14 protein-coding genes and 1 riboswitch are annotated in these 13,121 nt (G+C 35.7%); of the genes, 6 read left to right on the top strand and 8 right to left on the bottom strand.

Translation table 11 applies throughout. The annotated features are described in order from the left end of the window. The first annotated feature begins 327 nt into the window (after window positions 1–327). The 6 genes from NSQ74_RS06375 (at window position 328) to NSQ74_RS06350 (ending at window position 3,309) form a co-directional block, all read left to right on the top strand. Window positions 328–1,611 (top strand): hypothetical protein, encoded by a 1,284-nt coding sequence (locus tag NSQ74_RS06375; RefSeq protein WP_340822192.1) that lies wholly within the window; start codon window positions 328–330, stop codon window positions 1,609–1,611. Window position 1,612: 1 nt separating this feature from the next. Further along, entirely contained in the window at window positions 1,613–1,900 is a 288-nt protein-coding gene (locus tag NSQ74_RS06370; RefSeq protein WP_333006906.1) for a hypothetical protein, read from the top strand. Between the two features lie 221 nt (window positions 1,901–2,121). Beyond that, window positions 2,122–2,292, top strand: coding sequence for a hypothetical protein (locus tag NSQ74_RS06365; RefSeq protein ID WP_333006905.1), 171 nt, complete (start codon window positions 2,122–2,124; stop codon window positions 2,290–2,292). 68 nt (window positions 2,293–2,360) lie between these two features. After that, the gene (locus NSQ74_RS06360; RefSeq protein WP_333006904.1) at window positions 2,361–2,561 is read left to right on the top strand and encodes a hypothetical protein; all 201 of its coding nucleotides are present in this window, start codon (window positions 2,361–2,363) and stop codon (window positions 2,559–2,561) included. Window positions 2,562–2,921: 360 nt separating this feature from the next. Then, the gene (locus NSQ74_RS06355; protein ID WP_333006903.1) at window positions 2,922–3,125 is read left to right on the top strand and encodes a hypothetical protein; all 204 of its coding nucleotides are present in this window, start codon (window positions 2,922–2,924) and stop codon (window positions 3,123–3,125) included. Next, window positions 3,100–3,309, top strand: a complete 210-nt coding sequence (locus tag NSQ74_RS06350; protein ID WP_333006902.1) for a hypothetical protein — start codon at window positions 3,100–3,102, stop codon at window positions 3,307–3,309. The genes NSQ74_RS06355 and NSQ74_RS06350 overlap by 26 nt, the downstream gene beginning before the upstream one ends. 117 nt (window positions 3,310–3,426) lie before the next feature. Here the strand turns inward: NSQ74_RS06350 and NSQ74_RS06345 are convergent, their stop codons facing one another. The 8 genes from NSQ74_RS06345 to NSQ74_RS06310 all read right to left on the bottom strand — a co-directional run bounded on the left by NSQ74_RS06345 (window position 3,427) and on the right by NSQ74_RS06310 (window position 12,752). After that, entirely contained in the window at window positions 3,427–3,789 is a 363-nt protein-coding gene (locus tag NSQ74_RS06345; protein ID WP_333006901.1) for a VOC family protein, read from the bottom strand. Between the two features lie 171 nt (window positions 3,790–3,960). Next, a complete protein-coding gene (locus NSQ74_RS06340) occupies window positions 3,961–4,305 on the bottom strand; it encodes a hypothetical protein (protein WP_333006900.1) in 345 nt (114 codons plus the stop codon). 68 nt (window positions 4,306–4,373) lie between these two features. Further along, complete coding sequence (locus NSQ74_RS06335) at window positions 4,374–4,601, bottom strand: hypothetical protein (RefSeq protein WP_340822189.1); 228 nt, start codon at window positions 4,599–4,601, stop codon at window positions 4,374–4,376. Between the two features lie 884 nt (window positions 4,602–5,485). Continuing rightward, a complete protein-coding gene (locus NSQ74_RS06330) occupies window positions 5,486–6,403 on the bottom strand; it encodes a tyrosine-type recombinase/integrase (RefSeq protein ID WP_340822188.1) in 918 nt (305 codons plus the stop codon). A gap of 176 nt (window positions 6,404–6,579) precedes the next feature. Further along, window positions 6,580–8,133 carry a glutamine-hydrolyzing GMP synthase gene (gene guaA / locus NSQ74_RS06325; protein ID WP_340822185.1) on the bottom strand — a complete coding sequence of 518 codons (1,554 nt, stop codon included), beginning with the start codon at window positions 8,131–8,133 and terminating at the stop codon, window positions 6,580–6,582. 155 nt (window positions 8,134–8,288) lie between these two features. Further along, window positions 8,289–8,390, bottom strand: a riboswitch (purine riboswitch). 35 nt (window positions 8,391–8,425) lie between these two features. Then, window positions 8,426–10,633, bottom strand: coding sequence for a transglutaminase TgpA family protein (locus NSQ74_RS06320; protein WP_340822183.1), 2,208 nt, complete (start codon window positions 10,631–10,633; stop codon window positions 8,426–8,428). Beyond that, window positions 10,630–11,811, bottom strand: coding sequence for a DUF58 domain-containing protein (locus NSQ74_RS06315; protein ID WP_340822181.1), 1,182 nt, complete (start codon window positions 11,809–11,811; stop codon window positions 10,630–10,632). The genes NSQ74_RS06320 and NSQ74_RS06315 overlap by 4 nt, the downstream gene beginning before the upstream one ends. Next, entirely contained in the window at window positions 11,808–12,752 is a 945-nt protein-coding gene (locus tag NSQ74_RS06310) for an AAA family ATPase (RefSeq protein ID WP_340822179.1), read from the bottom strand. Before NSQ74_RS06310 ends, NSQ74_RS06315 begins: the two co-directional genes overlap by 4 nt. Window positions 12,753–13,121 lie beyond the last annotated feature (369 nt).

The following is a 13,121-nucleotide window of genomic DNA, read 5'->3' as shown; positions in this document are numbered from 1 at the left end:
CGAAACTTGTTTCGTCTGCACTAAATCATCACTGTATCTTTTCATTGTTAGCTGAAGAAATATACGTACTACTTTTCAGATAGCATTTTTTCATTTTAGCGTGGAAGTGCTTTTCTTCCACGTGCGAAGCATCTTCTTTGTTCTTTTTTATACTCTTCTCTTTTAAAGGGAATTTGCTACAAACCCAGTCATATCAAGGGTTTCAGCAAACGTTTACTAAGCAGTGAAAGTAAAGATTTTTTTCAACATCAAATTACTTGTCTGAATATCCCCATTTCCTTGTTTAAAGGTATGAAGAAACATTTACGAAATCGGGGGAATATCACCATGAATCTAATCAATCCAGTACGACAACTAAACACTCCAACAATCAAAGTCATTGATTCAATTATGGGAAGTGGGAAATCCAGTTGGGCTATCCATCACATGAACAATGCACCAGCACGGCAAAAATTCATCTACATAACACCATTCACGGATGAAGTGAAACGTATCATTTCAGATTGTACCAGTAGAGAATTTGTTCAGCCATCAAATGAAGATGGCACAAAACTTGAAGATATTAAACGCCTGATTTCTGAAGGTGCTGATATTGCTTCAACTCATTCGTTATTCCAGCGTGTGGATGCGGAACTATTAGACTTATTAGCAAGCGAAAACTATACACTTATTTTGGATGAAGTAATGAATGTAATTGCACCATTAGAAGAATATACAAAGTCCGATTTACGGCTATTATACAGTGAAGGAATTATAAAGGTGGATGATGGGGGTTTTGTACGCTGGAATAAGCCTGAATACGATAGCGATGACGGTTATTTCACTAAAATACGCAACCTTGCTAACGCTGGAAATTTGATGATGTATGAGAATGATGAAGGGCAACCCGTTGTCTTGTATTGGACATTTCCAGCAGAATCTTTCCATTGTTTTGATGAAATTTATTTACTGACATATTTATTTGATGGGCAAATTCAACGGGCATATTTTGACCTGTTCAGAGTTCAATATAATTATCATTCTGTTGCCAACATTGAAGGCACATATCAGCTAACTGAATACAACCAATATCACAACGAACAGCTTGCACATATCAGGGACAACATTAATATTTACACACCTTCACCAGCTGATAGAAAGGATATGAACAAAGTTGGCGATAAGCGTATAGATTTCAGCATGAGTAATTTGCGAACAAGAACCAAACAAACAGCAATAAAAAAGGTACTCAAAGATAACGCTTATAATTTCTACCGCAATAAATGCAAGGTTTCAACGGATGAAGTCATGTGGACAACATTCAAAGAATTTCAAGATACATTAACACCAACGGGTCTGAAAAATTCCTTTGTTTCCGTGAATTGTAGGGCTACCAATCAATATCAAGATAAATCTGTATGTATTTATCTAGCAAATCGTTTTATGAATCCAGTAACAAAGAATTTCTTCTTTAAGCATGGCGTTCAGGTTGATGAAGATACTTTTGCCCTTTCTGAATTGCTTCAGTGGCTGTTTAGAAGCCGTATCAGACATGGGCAACAAATAAACGTATATATCCCATCAAAGCGTATGAGAACACTTCTGACTGACTATTTGGAAGGGGACTTGTAGTATGGCAAATAGCATATATAACGTAAAACTCACTGATAAGGATGTTTACAAAATCCTATATCTAAACAAGGTTAAAAAGCTTCTTCCTTATCAGATAGAAAAACAATTTCCAGTATCAAAGGCAACAATTAAAAAAATCGTAAATGGCAAAAGCAGAAAAGACTGTTACTATTCATTTATGGACTACATGGAACGCCATCCAAGAAAAATAAAGAAGCTATTTCCTGACCTTACACAACAACAATTAAACGGTATGGAAAAAGAGTCGAAGGGGAAATCTGAAGGATAGGATATTCAAATTCCAATAAGCCCACCGTTTCAAGAAAGCCCATCAACTAAAGGTGGGCTTTTCTTATTTTTCCAGGTTTTTCTACCCTAAATTTACCTCAATAATACAATTAACACCAATGCCCTATCAGCTATGCAATGTGTGGTAAAAATTGTGCCTTGCGATACAGTTGCAAAATGAATACCATTAACATTGTTTGTAGAAAGGTTTGGTGAAAATATATGAATTTAAAAACTGCTAAGGAAGTTATTAAAGAACTACATGTAACAATGAAGTCAAATATGAGTTCAGAAGAAAGAATGAACTTGGAGGTTTTACTTATTGAATATTATGTAGACGAAATAGTTAAACAAGAAAGCATAGAAACACTTCAAGGAACAGCTTTAAATTAAAATCCCATATTGCGATAAAAAAAGCATTCTATATACTTGTTTAAAAAGGGGAACGAAGGTGGCTGTTAATGGTTGATAACAAAAATTCTTTATACGGTGAATTATCGTTAGAAATGTTAGCAGGGTTTTATTATCATATTAGCAAAAATATAGAGAATGGAATTTTGTCTAATTCTATGTACCACGAGATAGATTTAATTAAACAAGTAGCTAAAAGAAAAGGTGTCTCATTGACATACTTATATAAGCAGGGTTCACTTCTAAAATGATATATTAAGTGTTATTCCATATTTCCACATTCATAAATAATACATTTCAAACCCAAGCTAATATAGGGTGATAGCAAATGCATGATACCGTTTTTTATTTAAAATCCTTAAATTCTCCACATGGAATAGGAATATTATTCTTAACTGGAATTGGTCTAATCATTTTATTGTGCTAGTGGTTATATAAAGGCGTAGACAAACAGAACTAATGTTTTCCCATATACAGACTCCAAAAGATTGATTTTACGGGCATATATTACTTCCGAGTAACTTAAAACATGCCCGTATGATTCTGTATTCTTGCAATTAACGTATCAACAACTTTTTCGGCTGGTAAAGCGTGTGGAAGTGCTTGAACGTATGAAAGGGTTGTTACTACTTCCAGCGTTAGAAATGGCGACACTGAAGCAAGTTGCAACGTTTTATGATGTTAGCGAAGATGTAATTAAATTTTTAGTTCATAATCACAAAGACGAAATTATTTCAGACGGGTTTGTCACATACAGGAAAGATGAAGTTATTGATTCTTTAAAGGTAGATGTTCTATCTTTTACAAACTGGTAGAGGGAAAACAATCGTTACAGTGTTAGGTGGGGGTGAAATAACTATTCCTTCACGTGGCTTACGGCTATTTCCAAAACGTGCGATTCTACGTGTAGGAATGCTATTGCGAAATTCAGAAATTGCAAAGGAAGTTAGAACACAGCTATTTCCGATGGCTACACAGCCAAAAATGGTAAAGAATTAAAAGAGTTCATGCAATAATCATAAAAAACAAAGTCGAGTTCCAGTATGTTAAGGAATCGACTTTTCTTATTGAATCTTATTGAATTAAAGCACTTGTTAGTTGAATAATAAATGAATCTTAAATTGCTTTAATAATCTCTACTCTATTTCCAAAAGGGTCTCTAAACTCAAAACGTTCAAAATTTGGAATTGGTACTGAATCCAATATTTTTATATCATTTTCCACCAATACTCTCCTCCAATATGATACATCTTCTACTTGGTATGCTAAGTGGGCTTTCGTTGTTAATCTATCAAAGCCATCTTCTGTTCCTACATGTATCTCTTTATCATCAACTTGTAACCAAAAGCCCCCTCTCCCTTGAAGTGAAACGGGCTTTTCAATTTCTTCTAATCCTAACACATTACAATAAAATTTCTTACCTTCTTCTTCAGCACCTTTCGGAATAGTTATCTGTGCATGATGTAATCCAAGAATCATATAGATACCCCCTGAGTATTAAAACTATTTCTTTTCATTATTATAGTACTAAACGATATATATAAGTAAATAATGGAATATTTATGTAAATTTATAATTATTTCTTATTAAAATAACTGGGCAGTTTAGTTGAATAGCAACAACAGCCATAAAGAAAGAATCGTAAGGAACTTAAAAGCCCTTCTGATTCCATTTAACAAACTCGGTTTTTGCAAATATACTGTCTATTGGTCCATCATCATTTTTTATAAACAGACTGTCTAAATGGTCTTTAACTTTTGAATACTCCTTTATCAGTGCTATTCCCATATAAGTTTTAATAAATTGGTTGACTAACTGATGCTTGTTATAGCGATTTTCATTTTTTTCATAAAAATCAGCCATCTTACATCCTAATTCAATTGGGTATATCTTCATAGAATTTTGTCCACCGTCTACTAAAGTAACGCAAAACATAAAAAACTTTGTCACTTCACCAGTAAAATACTCCAGCTTTTCATCTGTAACTTTATCCAACATTTTCACTCCCACTCACCCATAATAGATTCCCTAAAGATATATCCTTACAGGTAGATACTTCTCTTTTAATCTGTCACTTGTACTAATTTATCTTCAACTACTTTCAATACAGGACTTTCAAATGCTTTACGTATATACTCGTAATCTTCTTTTAATTCATCAAATGATTCAGCAGGCATTATTTCACCCCACGCATAAGGCTTATCGTTTTCATCATAATGAACTTCACATATCTCAAAGTATGGTTTGTTCTGTTTATTAGTAAATTCAACAACTCTATAATTCCAGTACATAAATGCCCTCTCCTTCATAAATAAAAACATATACACCTATATCTTAATTTGAATCCTTAATGAAAGTACAATCTTATTTTTCTAACATTACGTTATATCGTATAACGATAGTACATGAGACAAATCGACTGCACAACCTTGTCACAATTATAAATCCACTTCATTAAATCTCACTTTCAGTAAAATAACTCTTTACAGTTTTAACAGTTCCCTTCACCATGAAACCGAGATATGGAAAACGGCTGGTGCAAAAAATGATTGCCTACGTTTCAGAAAACTAAATTAATAGAATCTGAAACATAGACAAACATCTGCATTATGTATTTTCATGAAACGTCAATTATGGTTTCCGTATGTATGCCCTTGTTTAAATGCGTGATTTCTCACAATACACCTACTGCACTACTATTGCCCCCATGAGTTCATACAATCCGTTAAATAGCGTTCTTGCTATAAAACGTTAATACATATCCAACTATTGTGGAACTCTGTAAAATCGTATTCTATGGTGTATCTTGCGTTGCCGTAACAACTCAATACTTCCACTCCTGACCGATTATGTGCGTCAACCACATTCAGATACCCAAGCCAACAAGGAAGCTTTTAGTGATATCCTAGACGTTTGTGTGCGATGGGAACGTCATAACCTGTCAAGTTTAGTTTCAATTGGTGTTACTAGGTTTCCACCAATGAGTTTTTGCTAAAAAAGGCAATAGCAAAATAGGCCTTTGCATTTTAACTTTTTTTCAAGTAAAATAAAGGCAATATAACTCATATTCAGTTATCGATTGTTGGTCGATTTGTTAATGGGTTCGCACTACTATGTCACAAAACATATAGTGCACTTCTTCAAGAGGGTGTTCCTAGCACTCTCTTTTTTCTTTTTATAGTCGTACTTTGTTTAAAGGTGACTTTATTCTCCCTATTTGTAGTATGGTTTCTTCTTCTAATCCTCGTAAATAGTTAGACGTAATTTGGGTATCATAATGCCCCATTAGACGGCTAAGGCTATAGATGTCTGTACCATTCCTTAATTGCTTATGTGCGAAATAATGGCGACAATCGTGTGGTGAACACCTTACTTCTTTCCTAACACCAGCATTTTTACAATGTTCTTTCAGAATTTTATTTATCCTAGACCTTGATAATCTTTCAGCTGATTGGTCTAAGAAGTAATAGTCTGCTATCTCTTCAGGATGCTTATTTTTGAATCGTAACTTTTTTAACGCTTCGTACTTCCGCATATATCTTCTCATAATACGTGATACATAAATTAACCGTTGTTTCGAACCTTTACCGTGAATGACAATGTGCTTACTAGTAACATCTTGTACTTTAATGTCACACAATTCGCTAACACGAATGCCTGTATCGAATAAAATGATAAGAATCAACTTGTCACGTACATTTGAATACGTATACTCCTTTACATCACGTAAAATCCGTTTCACTTCTTCGTCATTAAAAGTATGAATGATTTTACGTTCCTCTTTTAAATTCTTAATCCTTCTCATCGGATTGTCCGTTTCATCAAGAAACTCTTCTTCAACTAGGTCATTAAAAAACACCCTTAGCGTGGCTATACTACCGTTGATTGTAATTGCCTTCTCTTTACCTAACTCCTGACAAAAACGAATGTATCGCTTAATATGAATGGTTTTAACACCTTCAATTTCAGTGATGTTAAACTGTTCTTCCATGTAGTCTTTCCAGCGGTTTAAACGATACCTACAAAGTGCAATATATTCCTTCTTCCGTTCCTGAACCTGTTGATTCAATTCAAAATCATCTATCAGTTCCATAATTTTAACCAATAAAAAAACTCCCCCCTATTTTAGTCGCTGAAACTAAATAGAAGAGAGTTTAAATTTACATATAAATAGTTGCACGTTAGAAGTGATTTCACTAACTAAGAATACAAGATAAACGTTGATACATCAACATTTACAGCGTATAAACAACCTTATAATTCACAAGGTCATTCCCACTCAATTGTTGCTGGTGGCTTAGAAGTAATATCATACAGCACGCGGTTTACGTGTTTTACTTCGTTTACTAGGCGTACAGAAATTTTTTCTAGAACATCCCAAGGGATACGTGCCCAGTCAGAAGTCATACCGTCGATAGACGTTACTGCACGGATACCGATTGCGTAGTCATACGTACGAGCATCGCCCATTACACCTACTGAACGGATATCAGGTAATACCGTGAAGTATTGCCAAACGTCGCGTTCAAGGCCAGCTTTTGCGATTTCTTCACGTAAGATGAAGTCAGATTCACGAACAATTTCAAGTTTTTCTTCTGTTACTTCACCAAGTACACGAATACCTAAACCAGGACCTGGGAATGGTTGACGCCAAACGATTTTTTCGTCAAGACCAAGCTCTAAGCCAAGTGCACGAACTTCGTCTTTAAATAATGTTTTTAATGGCTCAATCAATTTGAACTGCATGTCTTCTGGAAGACCACCTACGTTATGGTGAGATTTAATTGTTTGAGCAGTAGAAGTACCAGATTCAATGATGTCTGTGTATAAAGTTCCTTGTGCAAGGAAATCCATACCTTCTAGTTTTGAAGCTTCTTCATCGAACACGTAAATAAACTCGTTACCGATAATTTTACGTTTTTTCTCTGGATCAGACACACCTGCAAGTTTGTCCATGAAGCGTTGACGTGCATCAATCTTAATTAGGTTCATATCGAAATCTTCCGTGAAAGTTTTCATAACCTGTTCAACTTCACCTTTACGGTTTAAGTTGTGGTCTACGAACATACATGTAAGTTGATCACCAATTGCTTTATGAATAAGTACTGCAACAACAGAAGAGTCTACTCCGCCTGAAAGTGCACATAATACTTTTTTATCGCCAACAATTTCGCGAATTTTTGCGATTTCAATTTCGATAAAGTTTGCCATTGACCAATCGCCTTTAGCACCACAAATATCGAATACGAATTGACGTAGTAAATCGTTACCGTATACAGAGTGACGAACTTCTGGGTGGAATTGTACTGCATATAATTTACGTTCTACGTTTGCCATAGCAGCAATAGGGCATGATGCACTTGTTGCGATGATTTCAAAGCCAGCAGGTACTTCTGTTACGTGGTCGCCATGGCTCATCCAGACGATTTGTTCTGTTGGTAATTCACCGAATAATTTATTTGTAGCAGTCACTTGAATTTCCGCTTTACCGTATTCACGTGTTTCAGCGCCTTCAACTTTACCGCCTTGAGTATAAGCCATTAATTGCATACCATAGCAAATACCTAGGATTGGTAAGCCTAATTCAAAAATGGCTTGATCTACATGGAAAGCATTCTCATCATAAACTGAGTTAGGACCGCCAGAAAAGATGATACCTGTTGCGTTCATTTCTTTAATTTCTTCTGCTGTAATCGTATGTGGATGTAATTCACTGAAGACACCGAACTCACGAATACGACGCGTAATTAATTGGTTAAATTGGCTACCGAAGTCTAGAACGACGATTTTTTCTTGCTCTTTTAATAAAGGGCTTGCTGACAATATTTCCACCTCTTCTTGTATTTTTAAAGGACGTTTTCATAGGTTCAAAGAAAAACGCGTATGAAAGTAAAAAAACTTCCTACGCGTCCATAAGTTCATGATTTATAAAGGGGAATGCGTAACAAAGAAAAGTGATTTATAAAAACTCCTCACCTAACCAAAACATTCACCTTCATAGAGAAATCATTTACGGTGATTTCGTAGAAACATCCGAACCCTATTTTCGAACTTATATGAAAGCCATCCTAATCATATATAATTTTTTTCATTTTACTCTTTGTGCCCATTAAAATCAACTGATAGTGCGATTGATTAAATATTCCCAACTTTCTCTCAGTTTAACGTAGTCAACATTCTGCGTATTCTTGCTATAAATATGTTGCTCGTATATCGCTGTTAACTTCCGCATTTCTTCCGTTTCTAAAGCGGCATCCACCCGTTCAGCAAACACTCGTAATGTCTCGCCATCTTTTCGACGTAAGCCAATACGTACTAATTGTTTCGTTAATGCCTGATAAGATGAATCAAAGCTCGTCCAATCCGCTTCTTTTTTACGATAGGCACGCACATGCATTTTAGGAATCCATGTTTTTCGTTGTACAAATAATGTCACACCAATAATTATTAGCAGAACAATGAGTGCCAACCAAACATATTTTAATGTTTTTATCCACGTCCATACACTATCAAAACTAAATGCTGACTGGGTAGTTGTTTTCTTAGTTGGTTGGTCTTTCTTTTGTTGTTGCTCTGTTTTTTCTTCTGGTTGCAGTTCCTGTTCTTGCTGAGGAACATCTCGTTGCAAATCATAATTGATATTAACATTCCCAGAAAAACCAATTGTAGGTTCAAATTCTATCCAGCCTGTACCTGGAACATACGCCTCTACCCATGAATGCGCATTATCATTTGTTATCGTATATTTACGATAACCATCAGATACTCCACCTGCATTACCTGGTGCAAAACCCTTCACCCAACGGGCAGGAATACCAATAGACCGAAGCATAACGACCATTGATGTAGAGAAATTATCACAGTACCCTACTTTCGTATCGAACAGAAATTGATCTACATAATCTTGATTTTCCGAAGGATAGGCGGCAGCTGTTTTATCATAACTAAAGTCACCTTTTGAAAAATACCCTTCTATCGCCTTTATTTTTTCATATATCGATGTTTTATTGCGCGTAATATCAATTGCTAAATCTTGTACTCGCTGCGGAAGCGTATCTGGTAATTGTAAGAAACGATTATAGGAACTATCTAATGTTTCTAACATAGCTGGCTCTGACGTCTGAAGTTGTTGCAAGCTATAATTTGGTTCACTATAAGATATCGTGTAACTTGATAGTAATTTATTACTACCATTACTCATAGTTACTAATTCACCACTTGGTTGTTTCGTTACTATTTTTTCCGTTTGTCCATCCTGTACATACAATGTTGGCTCCTCTGCAGAAACGGACAGCATACCATACGTTTGAATTAAAAATGGCATAGGTACAGCCATCTTCATCTGTATTTGGCGTTCATTCTGTGTTGGTCCAACAGGCAGAGAAGTAAAGATCGGGGTATCATTTTCAAAAACTGCTTCCCCTATATATTCACCAGACAATACCCAACCTTTTGATGTATACGTATCTTTTGTATCTATACGCCAATAATGACGGTCGCGGGAAGTTGCAGTGAAAATTAATGTATTATCGCCTTTATACGGGCCACCTAATCTACTATCATCATCACTATAGCCAACTGTTTTTTGACCATCTCCCACGCCACCTTGTCCTGTAACGCCTTTAATAAACGGCACTGGATCGGCCCACGTAGGCCCTGCTTTTGGTAAAAAGAATGCTACCATACTAACGAGTGCCACCGAAATTAACATCGGTAATATAATTTTCCACTTTCTAACTAAATCACTTGGCGCATCAACTTGGAGTCTTAATCGTTTTAAGAAAAGTACACCAGTCATAATAAGACCCAGTACTACTACTTTAATAATAGCCGGTTTTCCATTATATTCGCTGAAAGTATCAAGAGTAGCGATGAAAAATACAGTTAGTACGAAGAAATAGAAAATATTATGATGTACCGTAATCCAATGGTGAATTAAATATATTAACATCCAGATCAATGCCAAAAACAGTACTGTTCTAAATGCATCTGATACTTGTCCGAAATTACCCGAAAAAATATTCACCATATTCAATGTCACTTCATTCACTAAAAATGGAATAGTGTGACCTGAGAAAAAAGGGTTCTCGCTATAAACAAATATAACGAACCATGTAATGTAGCCTAACTTGACAAGCCCCGACAATAACGGCCGAACTTTAAATAGGCACAGTACTAGTGCTAAGCCAATAAAAATTAAAAACAAATGACTTACACCTGTATTTGTTAATTGCATTACTGGTATTAACCACTCACGTAATATAAAGAAAATAATGAGATAAGCTATAGCCAATTCAATAAAACTTTCTAGTGATTTTTTCACGGCTTCATCACCTCCGTGAACAAGTGGTAATAATCTGTTGGGTCTACATACACGACTTGAATATGTTTATAACGCTTTATTACATCAGACTGTGTTTCTGTCTGTTGTGTCACAACAAAACAAATACAGCTTTTCACCGAATTACCTAAAGTATGTAATAGTTCATCTGATATATCACTCGTAACATATAAAAGTGTTGCAACACGCTGAAAAACTTGTTGATCGCGTAATTGGAATTGTGCATTTTCAAGAGGTTTTACACTAGCTAAATGTTGCATCACTCGATCTAGTTGCTTTTCCCCTTGAATGGAAGTGAACACTTTCGTCTTCGTGCCTGTTGACACAAAAGAAATTTCTCCACGACCTTGCACTATTGCTTTAAACATCGAAGCTACCAACTCAATTTTCTCTTCAAATAATGGAGAAGCACCTTCATCAAGCATTAACAGAAGTTCCTGAGATTGACGATCCTCAAACTCCTTAGACTGTAGCGTTTGCGTTTTTGCAAAAGACTTCCAATGAATCCACGAAAAGCGGTCTCCTGGTACATATTCGCGTAAACCAATAGCCATTGATGTGTCTTTCACAATGGAATAAGGAGCCATCATAGACCCAACATCTAATTTTGCTTGCAATGTAGCATATTTCATATCATGCACTCTTGGATAGACAAGAACTGTTTGTTCTTTTTCTATCTGAATGCGTTTTTTTGCCCATCCGAAAAAATCATAGAAGATTATATTTGCACCTAAATATTGATGTTCACCGCGCGGTAAGCTTTCAAGAGTATAACTCCAATTAAAAACCTTTTTAAAGCCTACAAATTTGATAGCGTCTTTCTCTTGTACCTTTGACTGAACTAGCATCGTGCTGCCAACAAGCTCTTCTACTAGCATATATGCAAATGGAAATCGTGTTTTTCTTTCAACACTAATTGTTACGTTAACGGATTGTCCGCTTTCAACACGGGAAGGCTCAATTTTCCGCTCTATACGGTAAATGTCCTCCCTAACAAGTTGAAAAATAAAGGCGTATAGCAAAAATGGACTCACTGTGAAAAATACAAACCAGCTTACAAAACCGCCTTGAAACATTGCATAGCAAAACGTAATAAGCATTAGAAAGCTCACTAATAGAAAATGTTTACTTTTCTCAAAAAGAGCACGCCACTTCTTCATTTCTCTGCAAACCTCTTTGTTGGCACAGGGGTTTTCGCCAAAATACGCTCAATAATTTCCTCTGCTGTTACATCATCATAGCGTGCATCTGGCTTAAGCACTAATCGGTGACTAAAAACATATGGCGCCAAATGTTGAACATCATCTGGTATTACATAGCTACGCCCTTTCATAAACGCATACGCCTGCGATGCCTTCATCAAAGCAATTGTTGCGCGAGGACTAACCCCTAAATACACATAGTTATTCTCTCTCGTTTGAGAAGCAAGCTCAACCATGTAGTTTTTTACGGAGTCTTCGACATACACACCTTGCACAAGCTCCTGTAATTCAATTAATTGCGCAAGCGTAAGTACAGCATCAATTTTTTCAATGGACTTACCGTTTTCTGCACGTCGCAATATTTCTACTTCCTGTCCTCTAGTTGGATAGCCCATTTTTATTTTCAGTAAAAAACGATCGAGCTGCGCCTCTGGCAGTGGATACGTCCCCTCATGTTCAATCGGATTTTGCGTAGCCATAACGAAAAATGGCTGGTTAATTTCAAGTGTATTGCCGTCTATTGTAATTGACGCTTCCTCCATTGCCTCAAGTAACGCTGATTGTGTTTTAGGTGATGTTCTATTAATTTCATCAGCTAATACTACATCACCCATAATTGGTCCTGGTCGAAATTCAAATTCCATTGTTTTAGGGTTATAAATAGAAACACCTACAACATCTGATGGCAGTAAATCTGGTGTAAACTGAATACGTTTAAACTGAGCATCGAATGATTTGGCAAGTGCACGCACCATCATTGTCTTACCCACTCCAGGCACATCTTCAAGTAATACATGACCTTGGGCAAGCAAAGCGACGATACTAAGTTCAGCAACCTCCCTCTTCCCAATCATTACTTTTTCTATATTTTCTAATACCATTTGTATTTGTAAATTCATAAAACAAAATCCCTCCCATTTCCACAAACCAATTATTTGAATTGCACGATAATTTTAGTTTAAGCATATCGAAAACTGCAATGTAACACAATCAATGTGCCATTAGCCGTCGCATACACGAATTATATATTAAATCCACGAGAATATTCCCCTTGTATTTACCTCAAAAAATAGCTTATTTGAAGTTTTTTATAAAACAAGCCTATCTAGTAGTATAACGGTTCACTTACAAAAAAGTTACAAATTTTAATTTTTTAGCCATGAATTTAATAGGTCAAAAGAACTGATTATATAACTGATGGCTTACCGATAACTTAAAGGGAATCAATAGAGCAATGTTTAGTAATATCCAGTAGCAAAAAACCCTAT

The sequence above is a fragment of the Lysinibacillus sp. FSL W8-0992 genome, from assembly GCF_038008685.1.
Lineage (GTDB): Bacteria > Bacillota > Bacilli > Bacillales_A > Planococcaceae > Lysinibacillus.
Note: the sequence above shows the minus strand (reverse complement) of the source record. Positions and strands in the feature narration are given on the sequence as shown.